This is a genomic window from Actinomadura verrucosospora, from assembly GCF_039540335.1.
Classification (GTDB): domain Bacteria; phylum Actinomycetota; class Actinomycetes; order Streptosporangiales; family Streptosporangiaceae; genus Spirillospora; species Spirillospora verrucosospora.
The window spans coordinates 15,354-29,584 of sequence record NZ_BAABEV010000031.1 but is presented as its reverse complement, the minus strand read 5'-3'; the positions used below and the strand labels follow the sequence as shown (position 1 = coordinate 29,584).

Sequence of the window (14,231 nt, the reverse complement as noted above, 5' to 3'; positions counted from 1 at the left end):
CCGCACAATGGCCCAGTGAACAGGTCCAAAGACGACGAACCGAACAGGTCCGTAACGCCAGGGTCGGACTTCCTGCACCTCGACCCCGCCGACGCCCCGCCCGGCGGGCTCGCCGACTGGCTCGCCGGACGCCTCCGCGACGCCGTCGCCGACGGCCGCCTGCCCGTCGGAACCCGCCTGCCCGCCACCCGCGTCCTGGCCGCCGAACTGCGCGTCTCCCGCGGCGCGGTCACCGAGGCCTACCAGCGCCTGGCCGACGAAGGCCACCTCGCCGGACGCGGCCGAGCCGGCACCATCGTCGTCGCGGCCCCCCTCACCCCAGCACCTCCACCCGAACACCCCACTCGGGTGACCACCGTTCCAGCCCCGGCGCTGCCCGCCCCGTTCCCCACGCACCCAGGCCCCGACATCTTCGACACCCTGCGCGACCTGCCCGCCCGCATCGACCTGTCACCCGGCCTGCCCGACCTCGCCGCCTTCCCCCGCGCGGCCTGGCAGCGCGCCGAACGCACCGTCCTGCGCGACCTGCCCGCCGCCGGACTCGGCTACGGCGACCCGCGCGGCACCCCCGCCCTGCGCACCGCCGTCGCCGCCTGGCTCGCCCGCTACCGCGGCATCACCGCCGACCCCGGCAGCATCGTCGTCGTCGCCGGCACCGCCCAGGCCCTCGGCCTCGTCGCCCGCGTCCTCACCCGCGAAGGCATCGACCGGATCGCCGTGGAGGACCCCGGCTCCCTCGGCGTCCGCCAGCACCTGGCGCACTGGGGGATGGCCACCCCACCCGTCCCCGTCGACACCGCCGGCATCCGCGTCGACCGCCTCCACGCCACCGGCGCCCCCGCCGTCCTGCTCACCCCCGCCCACCAGTTCCCCACCGGCGCCGTCCTCAGCGGCGACCGCCGCCGCGACCTCACACGCTGGGCCGCCGAAGGCGGCCTGATCATCGAAGACGACTACGACGCCGAACACCGCTACGACCGGCCCCCCGTCCCCGCCCTGCGCTCCATGCTCACCGACCGCGCCTTCTACCTCGGCAGCGTCTCCAAACTCCTCGCCCCCGCACTGCGCACCGGCTGGATCCTGCCCCCGCCCCCGCACCTGGACGCCGTCATCGCCGAGAAACGCTTCGCCGACCTCGGCAACGCCGCCCTCCCGCAACTCGTCCTCGCCGAACTCATGAACTCCGGCGAGATGGAACGCATCCTGCGGCTCCTGCGCCGCCGCCACCGCCGACGCCGCGACACGATGATCCAGGCCATCGCCGCGCACCTGCCCACCGCCGCCGTCCACGGCGCCGCCGCCGGACTGCACCTGACCATCACCTTCCCCGATGACCCTCCAGGCGCCCTCCGCGACACCGCCCTCGCCGCCGCCGCTCTGGAACACGGCGTCAAAACCCACCCGCTGTCATGGCACGCACAACGCCCCCACCCGCCCGGGCTCGTCCTCGGCTACGCCGCCGTCCCCACCTCAGCCATCACCGACGCCATCGCCGCCCTCGCCCAAGCCCTCCACCACACCCGCCATCACGCCGCCGCCCGAGCGGCCAGAACCTCCGCCTCCCACAGATCGCGGTAAGCCCCCGGCACCGCCAGCAACTCCTCATGCCGACCCCGCTGCACCACCCGCCCCCGATCCAGCACCACCACCTCGTCGGCCGCACCCAGCGCCGCCAACCGATGCGTCACCAGCAGCAGCGTCCCGCCCCCCGGCGCCTCCAGCAGCTCGCGCGTCACCGCGTCCGCCGCCGCGGGATCCAACCCCTCCGTCGGCTCGTCCAGCACCAGCACCGGCGGATCGGCCAGCAGCGCCCGCGCCAGCAGCAGCCGCTGCCGCTGCCCGCCCGACAGACCGCGCCCACCCGCCCCCACCACCGTGTCCCACCCGTCCGGCAACGCCCGCACCACCTCGGCGAACCGCGCCCGCTCCGCCGCCGCCCACAACCGCTCCTCATCCGCGTCCGGACGCGCCAGCAGCACATTCGGCCGCACCGACGCCGCGAACACGTGCGCGTCCTGCGCCAGCCCCCGCACCGCCTCCCGCACATCCCCGGGCGCATACACCCCCACGTCCCGCCCACCGAGCAGCACCGCACCCGCCGCCACCGGCACATCCCCCGACACCGCCGCCAGCAGCGTGCTCTTGCCCGCACCGCTCGCCCCCACCACCGCGACCCGCCGACCCCGCTCCACCCGCAGATCCACCCCGTCCAGAGCCACCCCCTCCCCAAAGGCGACCCGCACCCCCAGCAACTCCACCCCGAGCGGACCCCGCGGCACCACCACCGGACGCGCCGGACACGACGCCGGGGGAGAGGCCAGCACCGCCCCGACCCGGCCCACCGCAGGCGCCACCTCCCGCAACCGCTGCGCCGCACCCGCCAACGGCAGCACCGACTCCACCGCCACCAGCGCCGTCAACGCCACCACCGCCGCACCCACCTCGTCCACACCCGCACGCAACCCCGCCCACGCCACCCCCGCGACCGTCACGCCCTGCACCACGAAACCCGCCGCCGCCACCACCGCCGCCACCCGCGCCGCCGACCGCTCCGCCCGCTCCAGCCCCCGCACCGCCTCCCGCGCCCGCTCGGCGAACCGCTCGGACGCCCCGAACATCGCCAGATCCCGCCCACCCTCCAGCACATCCAGCGCCCGCACCGCCAACACCTCACGCCCGTCCGCCATCCGCGCCGCCGCACGCCCCCCGGCCACCGCCGCCACCCCCGGCAGCACCACCCCCGCCACCAGCAGACCCACCGCCAGCACCACCGCCGCCGACGCCTCCACCAGCGCACACACCGCCACCCCCGCGGCCCCGCACACCACCGACCCCGCCACCGGCAGCACACACCGCAGCAGCAGATCCTGCACGGCGTCCACATCCGACACCATCCGCGTCAGCGCATCACCGTCACGCACCCGCCGCGCCCCCGGACGCGCCGCAGCCAACGCGTCGAACACCCGGCCCCGCAACTCCGCCAGCGCCCGCAACGCCGCGTCATGTCCCGCCAGCCGCTCCACATACCGCAGCGACCCCTTCGCCAGCGCGAACCCCCGCACCGCCACCACCGCCACCGACAACGCCGCCAGCTCCGGACGCTGCGACGCCCGCGCGATCAGCCACGCCGCCGCCGCGATCAACCCCAGCCCGCACAGCTCCGCCGCCGCACCCGCCACGCCCGCCGCCACCAGCCGCACCGCGTGCGGACGCACCGCGCCCCACACCCCCGACACGCCCCTCACGCCGCCACCCCACCGACACGCCCACCGGCCCCCGCGCACACCCGGCCGCCCTCCAACCGCACCACCCGGTCCACCGCCCGCAGCAACGCCGGACGATGCGCCACCAGCACCGCCGTCCGCCCCGCCAGCAACCGCACCGCCGCATCCACCAGCACCCGCTCACTGTGCAGATCCAGCCGCGCCGTCGGCTCGTCCAGCAGCATCACCGGCCCACCCGACAGGAACGCCCGCGCGATCGCCACCCGCTGCCGCTGCCCCGCCGACAACCCCGCACCGCCCTCACCCAGCACCGTCGCCAACCCCTCCGGCAGATCCTCGACGAAATCCGCCGCGGCCGCCCGCACCGCCTCCCGCACCCGCTCCACCCCCGCGCCCGGATCACCCAGCCGGACGTTGTCGGCCACCGACGCCGCGAACAGATGCGGCCGCTGCGGCACCCACCCCACCCGCGCCCGCCACGCCCCCGCCTCCAGCTCCGCGAGATCCACCCCGTCGACCAGCACCCGCACCGAATCGGGGGACACCAGCCCCGCCAGCACCAGCAGCAGCGTCGACTTGCCCGCCCCCGACGGCCCCGTCACCGCCACCCGCTCACCCGGCCCCACCCGCAGCGACACCCGGTCCAACGCCGCCTCCGCCGCACCCGGATACCGCACCGTCACCTCCTCCAGCACGATCTCCGGAGCCCGCTCACCCACCACGACCCGGCCCCCGCCCCCCGAAACCGCCGGCGCGTCCAGCACCGCGAACACCTCCCGCGCCGCCGCCACCCCCTCCGCACTCGCGTGGAAACGCTGCCCCAGCGCCCGCAACGGCAGATACACCTCGGGCGTCAGCACCAGCACCAGCAGACCCGTCGCCAGCACCATCTCCCCGCCCAGCAATCGCAACCCCACCGGAACCGCCACCAAAGCCACCGACAACGCGCACACCAGCTCCAGCACCAGCGACGACAGGAACGCCACCCGCAGCGCCCGCACACTCGCCCGCCGATGCTCACCCGCCAGCTCCCGCACCACCACCGACTGATGACCGGTCCGCCCGAACGCCCGCAACGTCCCGAGCCCCGCCACCACGTCCCGGAAATGCCCGCCCAACCGGTGCAGCAGCCCCCACTGCCGCCCCGTCAACGCCGCCGTCCGCATCCCCACCAGAGCACCGAACACCGGCACCAGCGGAACCGTCACCACCACCACCAGCGCCGACGCCCAATCCGCCGCCACCAGCCGCACCAGCACCACCACCGGCACCGCACACGCCGCCACCACCTGCGGCACATAACCGGTGAAGAACGGATCGACCGCGTCCAACCCCCGGGTCAGCAACGTCACCCGCCCGCCCGCATCACCCGCGGCCCGCCCCAGCAGCTCACCCCGCAGCCCCCGCTTCACCCGCGCCGCCGCCCGGCCCGCCACCAGCGCAACCGCCCACGCCAGCAACGCCCGCCCCGCAACCGCCACCGCGACCCACGGCAACGGGCCCGCATCCAGACCCGCCACCGCCCGCACCAGCAACTCCGCCTGCACCACCAGCAGCACACCCTGACCCGCCGCCAGCACCCCCAGCAGCACCATCACCCGGCCAGGAACCAACCGCAGCAGACGCCGCTCGACACCCCTCACCCCGACCGCCTACAGGTACGAGGGCGACTCCACACGCCCCCGGAACGTCCACCACACCAGCGCCTGCGACGCCAGCAACAGCGGCAGCACCACCACCGTCACCACCGCCGTCACCGTCAGCCCCGCACCCTCGGCCACCACCCGCGACCACTCCACCTGCACCCCGGCCACCACCGGCGCCCCCGCCATCACCAGCGCCGACAACCCGTACCGGGCCGGAACCCGCCCCGCACGCCCCGCCAACCCCACCGGCAGCCGCCACCGCGCGAACCCCGCACCATGCCAGGCGAACAACACCGCCAACGGCAACCCCGCGACACTCCCCACACCCATCCCGCCACCGGCCAGCACCGAACCCAGCACCGAACCCCACGCCAGCGCCAGCGCCCAACTCCCCGCCACCACCGCCGCGTCACACCCGCCACGCCACCCCGCCGCGTCCACCCGGCCCCGCAGCCACAACCCCATGTCCCGCACGACCCACCCGAACAGCAGCACCGCGAACAGCGGATACAACTCCTCCAGCAACCCGTGCTCCAGCCCCGGGAACGCACCCGCCACCAGACCCGCCGCCGCCACCAGCCACACCTCGTTGCCCAGGAAGAACGGCGCGAACGACGCGATCACCAGCCGCCGCTCCCGCTGATCCCGCCCCAGCCACGGCAGCAGCATCCCCACCCCGACATCGGCACCGGCCAGCACCAGATACCCGGCCGAGAACACCGCCAGCAACACCACCGCGAGAGAATCCATCACCAGGCTCCTGTCAGAACGTCGGGCTCATCACCGGCGCGGCCGGCTCCGCCGGGGGAGGGGCACCCAGCCCCGCCCCCTCCGGACCCCGCCGCGCGAACCGCGCCAGCAGCCACGCGTTCACCCCGAACAGCACCCCGAACAGCACCGAGAACGCCACGAACGACACCGTGATCGCCCCCGACCCCACCCCCGGCGACAGCGCGTCCCGCGTCTTCAGCACCCCGTACACCATCCACGGCTGCCGCCCCACCTCACGGAACACCCACCCCGACACCATCGCCACATACGGCAGCGGCACCGCCACGATCATCAGCACGTGGAACACCCGCCCCCGCACCAGCCACCCACCGAACGGGAACTTCACCAGCGCCACCAACGCCACCAGAAGCATCAGCAACCACATCGTCACCATCAGCCCCTCACCGACCCCCGCCAGCACCGGCGGCCGATAGTCGTCCGGCCCGAACCGCGCCGTGAAATCCGCCACCGCGGCCGCCGCCTTGTGCCCGCCCGTCTTCGTCGGCTGCGCGTACTGGAACTGCGTCCCACCGAAAACCACCACCGGCATCACCGACACCATCACCGTCAGCAACCCGATCCGCATCGACCGCCGGAAGAACTCCACCTCCGCCGTCCGTCGCAGCAGGTGAAAACCACTCACCCCCGCCATGAAGAACCCCGCCGTCAGCAACCCCCCGAACAGCACATGGAAGAACGCCAGCAACGCCGTCGGATTCGTCAGCAGCGCCCCCGCATCGTCCAGCCGCGCCACACCGTCCACCATCACGAACCCCACCGGACGCTGCAGCCACCCGTTCGCCACCAGCACGAAGTACGCCGACAGATACGCCGTCAACGTCACCACCCAGATCAGCGCCAGATGCACCCACCGGTTCAGCCGATCCCACCCGAAAATCCACAACCCCAGGAACGTCGACTCCACGAAGAACGCCACGATCGTCTCCAGCGCCAGCGGCACCCCGAACACGTTCCCCGTCACCCGCGACAGCCCCGACCAGTTCAACCCGAACTGGAACTCCATCACCAACCCGGTGACGATCCCCACCGCATAGTTGATGACATACAACTGCCCCCAGAACCGCACCATCCGCGCATGCACCGGACTGCCCGACACCGTCGCCCGCGTCTGCGTCAACGCCACCAGCGTCGCCAACCCCAGCGTCAGCGCCACGAACAGAAAATGCGTGCCGGCCGTCAACGCGAACTGCACCCGCGCCAGAACCAGCGCGTCCCCACCCATCAGCGCACGCTCCAAGAATCGATCCGCAACGACCCCACGATCCTCGGCCCGCACCCACCGCCCACGAATCCGGCGAGAGCGTTCAACCGCCCTGCGCCTTTCGCGTACCGGCCACCCGCCGCCTACGACTCCGGATGTACGCCGCCCCGCCGCGCCCCCAACCCCAGCACGACCGCCACCACCACATACGGCACCGCCGCCACCCCCATCAACACCCCCGCACCAGCCCACCGCGACCCCAGCGCATACCCCGCGAACACCAGAACCGCCACCGCCTCCGCCCCGAACCCCGCCACCGACGTCACCGTCGCCCGCGCCCCATCACCCACCCGCTCCTGCAACCCCGCGTCCGCCGCCGCCATCTCCCGCCGGAACACCCCGAACGCCACCGCCACCAGCACCAGCCCACCCGGCCGACCACCCCACGACCCCACCGCCAGGCACACCGCACCCACCCCGAGCACCGGCGCCAGCCACCGCACACCCCGCCCCGCCGCCCAACCCCCCACCGCATCACCCACCGTCACCACCATCACCAGCAACGGCACCACCGACGCCGCCACACCCGTCGACCGCACCAGCAACGGCACATACTCATCCAGCGCCGTCACACCCTCCAGCACCACCACCAGGACCAGCGCCCGCCGCACCGCCGGCTCACCCCGCACCTGCGCCCACCCCTGACGCACCACCGACCCGAACGACGGCTCCTCCGCACCCTCACCGCCACCCCGCGACTCCGGCAGAAACCACCCCACCACCGCACAGCCCACGCAAGCTGCCACACTCGCCGCACCCAGCCCCCGATACCCCCACACCGCCAGCACCGGCGACGCCACCGCCGACGCGGCCACCACCGCCAGCAGCGACACCGCCTCAGACCGCCCGACCAACCGCGCATAGGCGCCCGACGCCCCGACCCGCTGCAGCTCCTCGTACACCAGCGCCTGCATCGTCCCCGAACGCAGCGCCGACCCCGCGCCCCACAGCACGAAACCAGCCGCGAACGCCGGATACGAAGGAAAGAAAGCCCACAGCCCGAAACCCGCGCCCGGCAGCAGGGGAGCGGCCACCAGCAGCCACCGCCGCGAGAACACATCCGCCCACAAACCGGACGGCAGCTCCAGAGCGAACGCCGTGACCGACCAGATCACGAACAACGACGAAACGGCGGCGGGGGAGAGCCCGGTCTCGGCGAACAGCACCGCGTACACCGGGTACAGAAGAACGAAATCCTCGAGGAACGCGTAGCCGTACAGCCTCCGCGCGAGCCCCGCCTCAGGTGAAGATCAATGTCGTCGACGCATGCCCCGCACCCTAACCGGCACAAGCCCAACCGCGCACCAAAATATCCGGGGGAGCGCCGAGCCGCTGGACGAGCACGGCCCCGGCATCGCTTCCCCCCGGGGAGGTCGGTGAAGCGGGGGAGAGGCCCAACCAAGCCCACCGACAGTCACTCTCCGTAACGAATACTGCTCGTTTCACGCACCTGCGGGGGAGCGACCGAAGAGGGCCAGCAGGCGCACCTGATCGTCGGCGTCCTCGGAGACAGAAGCCTCGGGACCCAACATGCCCGCCTCACGACCAGCAGGCGCCATCTGCCGCGCGGTCGCCAGCGCGGGCCCCACCAGATCGGCGTCGAAGACGACCGACTGCCCGGTGGCCTCGGCCAGATCCCACGCGTGGACGAGCAACTCCAGCGGATAACCCTCCAGCCACTCACACAACGTCATCTCCAGCCCGAGAGCCAACTGCACCGGCCGCGCCAGCGCCTCGGGCGTCAGCTCGGCCATCATCCGCGCGCGCACCTGCCGCCAGGACCCCAACGGATCAGCACCGGCGACCTCGCGCCAATCCGGATCGTCCTCGGGCAGCGGACGCCCGGCGGCCCGCATCTCGACCACCAGCAGCCCGGCCGTCACATGCCCGGCCACGTCGACCGCCGCCCAGCCCTCACACGGCGAGGGGGACAGCCACCGGTCCGCCGGCACCGCAGTCAGTACCGCCTCGAAGACGTCCAACGCACGAACGAACCCTTCCGGCACCAACCACATCACCTCTACTGAAGACCTCTGCAATTCGACCTGCCACTATTCTCAGCGCTCGAGACGCGACCGCCCTCTGATATGCCGTGGGCGTAACCTTGCGCCCGCTCGCACACCCGAATGGCGGGTGGAAAGCGACCGCGCGGTGGATGTTCACCATCCCCATGCTTTGCAGCGGACGACTCAACCCGCATCCCGCTCTCGTCAAGGAGATCGCCATGGCGTTGGACCTGACCGAAGCGGACATCAGAGCGATCGCCGGCGTCGACGACTGGCGTGGCGGCATCATCGCGCCCAGCGATCGGCCGTCTCAAGCCGCCGTTCGAATACCCGACAGCTCACGGCCTCCGACGGAGAGCATCCAGTCGTCCGTCGGCCTGTATTCCCAGGACCTGTCTGAGGGTTCGGCGAACCGCATCGCCTTCGAGGACGCCGTGCGGCGATGATGCAGGGGTGTTCTTCGAAGATCTCACCGTGTACGACTACCTGGCCGAGGACTCGTTCACGGATGGGGAGTCCGGTTTCTATGGCCTCTGGTACCGGCCGACGTACGTACGCCTGAACGTTGGGTGGCTGGAGGTCGGCCGGCCGTACTCGACCGGTCCCGTCCCCGGGCTGTTCCCAGAGAAGCTGAAGGCCATCCAGAAGCTGCAACGGATGAACGTCTGTCTCGGGGTGCATGAGTGCGATCTTTGTCCTCCGGGAGAGGGCCCGGAAGGAAACGGGGAAGTCCGGATCCCGGGCGCGCCCGGGCTCGCTTACGCGGCTCCGTCGCTGATCACCCACTACATCACCGAGCACGGCTATCAGCCGCCCGAGGCCTTTATCGACGCCGTTCTCGCCGTAGACCTCGATGAGTGGTCCGCCGCCCACTGGCCTGACGTCCCGTTCCCTTGGATCCCCAACGACGCGGAACGCCTCCTGGAGTAGGCCACGGTCGTCATCAGACGGTCTACTGGGGACCTCTGATATTCAACCTGCCGGTATTCCAAGTCCCCAGACTTGCGCGGGACCGTTCAGAGGAAGTCTCGCCAGAAGGCGACTACTGCTGGCGGGGTCCAATTTGCATCGATACTCAGACTCGATCCAGCGAACTCTTGCCGGATGTAGTCGTGAAGGTCGATGCCGTAGTAGATGATGTCCGTCTGGTGCATCGACAAGACCGGGTGTCCGTAGGTTCCTCGTCCGGCTGGCAAGTATCGGTGGCTGAAAATAGGGACCATGCGCGGGACCTCGTGGAGGTTCTGGCGGGCTTTAGTTATTGCTTCAGCCTGGTCGTCTGGCCGTGCGCCCCAAGTGTCATGCCAATAGCCGTGCTCAACGCTGAACAGCACGCCATCCACCGGCCAGTTCAGCCTTTCGCGCAGTTCATCGGGGTCGCCGTTGCGCCAGTCGGGCCAGGGTGTCGCGCTCTGGAACACCCCGGGCTCCGGCGGAGGAGCGCCGGTCGGTAGCCCCGCTGCGAGGAATGCTCGATGGTCGTCAGAGAACTCGAAGCCAAACTCCTGCTCGATGCGGGAGAACTCGACGCCGGTCAGCCCGGGCTCGATTCGCCAGAGCCCTGTTCGGGCTAGATGGTGCGCTGCGCGCGTGCCGAGTGCGGATCCTTCAATACTGGTCACTTAGGGAATCGTAGCCAGCTGATCATGGAGCATGCGGACCTGTCTGAGAATCGAGCCGCCGATTATCTCGCGAGTCAGGTCAGGTCAGGCGCAGGCCCTTCTTTGCCTCGGCGGCGTAAACTGCGGCGGCCTCGGCGTGTTTCCGTGTGACTTGGTCGCTGTGGCCAAGTAGCTGAGCTGCGACCGGAGCAGGCACTTCGGGACGAGCTCACGTAGGGCTGTGTTGCGGGTGCCTTGGACATTGATGCCGAGGTCCTGGATTCGTTGGAGCAAAGTGCTCGGATGGATGTGCTGGCCAGCGCGGTTGCTTGGGAACATCCAGGGGCTGCGGCCAGCTGCTGCGGTTCGGAGGTTCGGGCGGGTGCCGAGATGTTCCCGCATCATCGCGGCGAATGGCTGGGGGACCGACGCCAGGTCTTCACCGAGCTTGATGAACATGCCTTCCGCGCTGTCGACCACCGACAGCGCTTCAAGCTGAGGCCAGTTGCCCGCACCAGCTTCGCCGCACCGCTGTTCGCGCTGGTGAACGACTACTGGAGCGTCGAACCGAGAGGTGCACAGCGATCGTGCATCCGATGCATCATCAGAGGCTCTACTTAACATAATGTTCATTATCGACCAACCGGCAGACCCGCCGAGAGCGGGGCAATCTTCCGTGGTGTCGCTCGCGCTCGGACGAGTCGGGATTGGGACACCCGCGCCGACGCCGTGCAGCCGGTCATCCCGAGGGTGCGGTCGGGGTCGTGCCTTCCCGACAGGCTGTGTCGCCGCTGATGGACGAGCAGGCCTTGGTGGATGTCCAAGGTGTTGGACGCGCAGGCGTTGCGTTCCGCAATCGCTGGAGTGCGGCCCGTATTTGTTCGGGTGGGTGGAAGTCCTTGGGATGGAGCCACGCACAGAAGGTGCGCCCCTAGGCGATAAACTGCATCGCCTAGGGGCCAGATGACTTACCCGTGGCTCAGACGACGCTCTTCACGAACGGCGCCCAGGCCTGGTGAGAGAACTGCAGGATTCCGCGAGCCCGGTCCTTGGAGTCGCGGACCTGTACGGGACCGATCCAGCGTCGACGCTCGAGGCAGTTGCCCCCGTTGCCGCCGCTGTACGATGACTTGTACCACTCTTGATTGCTCATTTCGCTCCTAGAGTAGCCCGATTGGGTTGCGTCTATTGTATCGCCCATGACGTGCTGGTGCGGGGTTTACTGTCGTTTCGTCGTGGCCGTGAAAGCCGTCCAGGGTCGCTCCTGGTCACGGTTAGCGACGACGCAAAGGTCAGGCATCGGCGTGACCGTTTCCACTGCGGCGAATGTGGACGTAGATGTTCCCGTACCCCCAAGCGGTTCGCCGTTACGGACTACCCCTCCGCTACCTTCAGGGCCTCGACGAAAGAGGACCGCAGTCGGTCCCGGGAGCCTCGCTTAGAGGTCCGATTCGATCCCGGAGCTAGGGGGCGGGTCAGGGAATGGAGTCTCGTTAAAAGTTGGACGCACAAATCGACGGCAGCGCGCTAGAACAGCATGCAGAGCCGCTAGTTCGGACGCGGTGGTCGTGATCATTAGCGAGCAACAGCACCCAGAGCCGTTCATGCGGAGTGCGTCGCATGAACGGCGGTGAGGTCGATCCAGAAGCGATCCTCGCCGCGGGCGCGCCCGTCGTGCACGCCACCGTTGGCGAGGATGACCCGCCGGGAAGGCTCGTTGCCGGCGGCGCACGTCAGCAGGACCCGATCCAGACCGAGCCGGCGGGATTCCGCCAATCCCGCCGCGAGCATCCGCGTGGCGTGGCCCTGCCTGCGCCACGGCAACACGACGTGATACCCGATATGCCCGCCGACTTCGGCGAGCTCCGGCGTCAGGCGATGCCGCAGGATCAGGGTCCCGATGTAGTGCTCGCCCGAGACGTACCAGAACGTCGTGCACGGGACGCCCCAACGCTCCTGCACGCCGCGCCGACTCGCCACGAACGCCTCGAAGTCCCGATGGGCCTCGTCCAGCCAGTCCGCCGGGCCGCCGCTCGCCAGATGGTCGTCCCTCTCCCCGGCCAGGAACGACTCGCGCACCGCCGTCGTGGGCGGCACCAGTCGGGGCGGCCGGGCGAGATCATCCATCGGACCAGTCTGGCCCAACCCCGTCGTCGGCGGAACCGGGTTGGTTCCGGTCAGGGCACGAAGGCCTGGGCGACGGCAAGACTGTCCTCGTAGACGTGGTGCCGGACGATCAGGCCGTCCTCGACCGTGAGGTGCAAGGCGAACCGGGCCCGATAGGCGCGCCCGGTGGATCGGGACGTCTGTCGGATCTCGCCCAGCACAACCGCGTCATCGCCGTCCACCAGGATGCGCTCCACCTGCGTGCCAACCTTCTCGGGCACGTGGTGCTCGGCGATCTGCCGGTAGTGCTCGGCGGCGTCCGCGCGCCCGGACCGGTGCCGGATCCAGGGCGTGGCGGCGCGGCCGTGCTCCGCTTCGGGCCAGTCCAGCTTCCAGTCGCAGTGCTCGGCGTAGATGGCGGCGATCCGCTCAGGGTCGCCTTCGCCGATCCGGCGGAGCAACTCCTCCACGACGGCGCGCGTGCTCGTTGACATGGTGGTTCCGGACATGGGCGACCTCCGTCGATGTGCAGTCGGCTCGGTGAGCAACACTGCCAGCGCCTTCCGCGCCGCGGCGATGACCTCACAGGTAAAGGATCAAGGTGGCGCCGGCCCTCCTCCGCGCGGGGCCTCTCGTGTGATTTCAGGTTAAACCAGACAGAAGGTGGATTCTGTCTGGTTTCTATCATTGCTCAACTCTTACCTCTCCTGACTGCATGGTCCTGGTTCAGTCTGGCCGAGATGGCGTTCTGTAACGGGACAGCTTTCGCTATCAGTCGCTTACCTGAGAACGTACGGGTCCATCACTGTGCGCAGGTCGGCAATTGTCGGTTCACCTACCTTCTTGTATTCTCCGGTCGAGTCGGCGATGGCGTGCGGGGAACACGGTTCGGCGGCGCTCCCATCTGGGACGTCTGGGCGGAAGTCGACCCCGGTCACTTCCGTTTTCGTTAGTAGTTTGCCGGTGAGCGCCTCATAAATCGTCACGGCGTATCTGCCCTTGAACAGGTTGTAGGAGAACGGCCTGTCATTCGCTTGCGGCTGCCCGAGCATTCCCGAGTTGTCGGGCTGGTAGTCGCAGCGCTGGACGAAGTCGCCCTGCCCGACCAGATCGACGCACGCGACGAGTTGTACTGTCGACGGGTCGGTCGGTGCCCAGATCTTCAGCGCGGCGGTGTCCATCTTGGTCGGGTTGGAGTCGGGAACGGGCCATTGGCCGTACACCAAAATCGGCCGTGGTCCGCCGGCCGCCCGCTGCGCGGCCTGCTTGAAGCCGCGTGGCTTGGAGCACATCTGGCGGTACTGGTAAACCGTGAACGGCTTGTCATCAGGCATGGCGAGGTACACGCCACCCGCCACGACCATCCCCACCACCCCGAGGAAGATTCCTGCCTTCACTGCTTTGCGCGCCACCAGCGACACTCCTCCTGAAACGGCATCCTGTACGCCGTATTCCATCAATCCAGAGCGTTTTGTGCCACTCGGGTTGGATGGTCTTCTCTCAAACGTGACCTCAGGGGACTCGATGTCGCTGTAGTCACGCGGCCGACCTGGTCGAATTAGCTTAGGAAAAGTCGCCGCGAAAGCGGAAGCGGA

At 70.0% G+C, this 14,231-nt stretch carries 15 protein-coding genes; 4 read left to right on the top strand and 11 right to left on the bottom strand.

All coding sequences use genetic code 11. The annotated features are described in order from the left end of the window. The first annotated feature begins 15 nt into the window (after positions 1-15). Positions 16-1,578: a MocR-like pyridoxine biosynthesis transcription factor PdxR gene (pdxR, locus tag ABD944_RS28200; protein WP_345181804.1), complete on the top strand. Its 1,563-nt coding sequence runs from the start codon at positions 16-18 to the stop codon at positions 1,576-1,578. On the opposite strand, the gene cydC is transcribed toward pdxR, so the two are convergent. The 6 genes from cydC to ABD944_RS28170 form a co-directional block, all read right to left on the bottom strand. Then, complete coding sequence (cydC, locus tag ABD944_RS28195; RefSeq protein ID WP_345181802.1) at positions 1,527-3,245, bottom strand: thiol reductant ABC exporter subunit CydC; 1,719 nt, start codon at positions 3,243-3,245, stop codon at positions 1,527-1,529. The genes pdxR and cydC overlap by 52 nt on opposite strands. Next, positions 3,242-4,819 (bottom strand): thiol reductant ABC exporter subunit CydD, encoded by a 1,578-nt coding sequence (cydD, locus tag ABD944_RS28190; RefSeq protein WP_345181976.1) that lies wholly within the window; start codon positions 4,817-4,819, stop codon positions 3,242-3,244. The genes cydC and cydD overlap by 4 nt, the downstream gene beginning before the upstream one ends. A 57-nt stretch (positions 4,820-4,876) precedes the next feature. Then, on the bottom strand, positions 4,877-5,620 hold the full coding sequence (locus tag ABD944_RS28185; RefSeq protein ID WP_345181800.1) for a cytochrome d ubiquinol oxidase subunit II: 744 nt from the start codon (positions 5,618-5,620) through the stop codon (positions 4,877-4,879). A 13-nt stretch (positions 5,621-5,633) separates the two neighbouring features. Beyond that, a complete protein-coding gene (locus ABD944_RS28180) occupies positions 5,634-6,899 on the bottom strand; it encodes a cytochrome ubiquinol oxidase subunit I (protein WP_345181798.1) in 1,266 nt (421 codons plus the stop codon). A gap of 107 nt (positions 6,900-7,006) precedes the next feature. Beyond that, positions 7,007-8,143 carry an MFS transporter gene (locus ABD944_RS28175; RefSeq protein WP_345181974.1) on the bottom strand — a complete coding sequence of 379 codons (1,137 nt, stop codon included), beginning with the start codon at positions 8,141-8,143 and terminating at the stop codon, positions 7,007-7,009. 222 nt (positions 8,144-8,365) lie between these two features. Beyond that, positions 8,366-8,938, bottom strand: a complete 573-nt coding sequence (locus tag ABD944_RS28170) for a TIGR03086 family metal-binding protein (RefSeq protein ID WP_345181795.1) — start codon at positions 8,936-8,938, stop codon at positions 8,366-8,368. A gap of 209 nt (positions 8,939-9,147) precedes the next feature. Between ABD944_RS28170 and ABD944_RS28165 the strand changes: the two genes are divergently transcribed. Together ABD944_RS28165 and ABD944_RS28160 are read left to right on the top strand one after the other, a co-directional pair. After that, positions 9,148-9,375, top strand: a complete 228-nt coding sequence (locus ABD944_RS28165; RefSeq protein WP_345181793.1) for a hypothetical protein — start codon at positions 9,148-9,150, stop codon at positions 9,373-9,375. Positions 9,376-9,382: 7 nt separating this feature from the next. Beyond that, positions 9,383-9,859 carry a DUF7919 family protein gene (locus ABD944_RS28160; protein ID WP_345181790.1) on the top strand — a complete coding sequence of 159 codons (477 nt, stop codon included), beginning with the start codon at positions 9,383-9,385 and terminating at the stop codon, positions 9,857-9,859. 86 nt (positions 9,860-9,945) lie between these two features. Here ABD944_RS28160 and ABD944_RS28155 read toward each other — a convergent pair whose 3' ends face one another. Beyond that, a complete protein-coding gene (locus ABD944_RS28155) occupies positions 9,946-10,551 on the bottom strand; it encodes a hypothetical protein (RefSeq protein ID WP_345181788.1) in 606 nt (201 codons plus the stop codon). A 282-nt stretch (positions 10,552-10,833) separates the two neighbouring features. On the opposite strand from ABD944_RS28155, the gene ABD944_RS28150 reads away from it, so the two are divergent. Further along, positions 10,834-11,151, top strand: coding sequence for a hypothetical protein (locus tag ABD944_RS28150; protein WP_345181785.1), 318 nt, complete (start codon positions 10,834-10,836; stop codon positions 11,149-11,151). Between the two features lie 358 nt (positions 11,152-11,509). On the opposite strand, the gene ABD944_RS28145 is transcribed toward ABD944_RS28150, so the two are convergent. From ABD944_RS28145 to ABD944_RS28130, 4 genes are all read right to left on the bottom strand, one after another. Beyond that, the gene (locus ABD944_RS28145) at positions 11,510-11,683 is read right to left on the bottom strand and encodes a DUF397 domain-containing protein (protein ID WP_345181783.1); all 174 of its coding nucleotides are present in this window, start codon (positions 11,681-11,683) and stop codon (positions 11,510-11,512) included. Between the two features lie 449 nt (positions 11,684-12,132). Beyond that, a complete protein-coding gene (locus ABD944_RS28140) occupies positions 12,133-12,657 on the bottom strand; it encodes a GNAT family N-acetyltransferase (RefSeq protein WP_345181781.1) in 525 nt (174 codons plus the stop codon). A 50-nt stretch (positions 12,658-12,707) separates the two neighbouring features. Further along, positions 12,708-13,130 (bottom strand): nuclear transport factor 2 family protein, encoded by a 423-nt coding sequence (locus ABD944_RS28135; protein ID WP_345181779.1) that lies wholly within the window; start codon positions 13,128-13,130, stop codon positions 12,708-12,710. A gap of 285 nt (positions 13,131-13,415) precedes the next feature. Then, positions 13,416-14,093 (bottom strand): hypothetical protein, encoded by a 678-nt coding sequence (locus tag ABD944_RS28130; RefSeq protein ID WP_345181777.1) that lies wholly within the window; start codon positions 14,091-14,093, stop codon positions 13,416-13,418. Positions 14,094-14,231: the final 138 nt, after the last annotated feature.

Excerpts from the sequence above, each read along its gene's own strand:
- cydD (WP_345181976.1), bottom strand. The coding sequence starts at position 4,819 with ATGGTGCTGCTGGGGGTGCTGGCGGCGGGTCAGGGTGTGCTGCTGGTG.
- ABD944_RS28185 (WP_345181800.1), bottom strand. The coding sequence starts at position 5,620 with ATGGATTCTCTCGCGGTGGTGTTGCTGGCGGTGTTCTCGGCCGGGTAT.
- ABD944_RS28170 (WP_345181795.1), bottom strand. The coding sequence starts at position 8,938 with ATGTGGTTGGTGCCGGAAGGGTTCGTTCGTGCGTTGGACGTCTTCGAG.
- ABD944_RS28165 (WP_345181793.1), top strand. The coding sequence starts at position 9,148 with ATGGCGTTGGACCTGACCGAAGCGGACATCAGAGCGATCGCCGGCGTC.
- ABD944_RS28150 (WP_345181785.1), top strand. The coding sequence starts at position 10,834 with ATGGATGTGCTGGCCAGCGCGGTTGCTTGGGAACATCCAGGGGCTGCG.
- ABD944_RS28145 (WP_345181783.1), bottom strand. The coding sequence starts at position 11,683 with ATGAGCAATCAAGAGTGGTACAAGTCATCGTACAGCGGCGGCAACGGG.
- ABD944_RS28140 (WP_345181781.1), bottom strand. The coding sequence starts at position 12,657 with ATGGATGATCTCGCCCGGCCGCCCCGACTGGTGCCGCCCACGACGGCG.
- ABD944_RS28135 (WP_345181779.1), bottom strand. The coding sequence starts at position 13,130 with ATGTCAACGAGCACGCGCGCCGTCGTGGAGGAGTTGCTCCGCCGGATC.
- ABD944_RS28130 (WP_345181777.1), bottom strand. The coding sequence starts at position 14,093 with ATGGAATACGGCGTACAGGATGCCGTTTCAGGAGGAGTGTCGCTGGTG.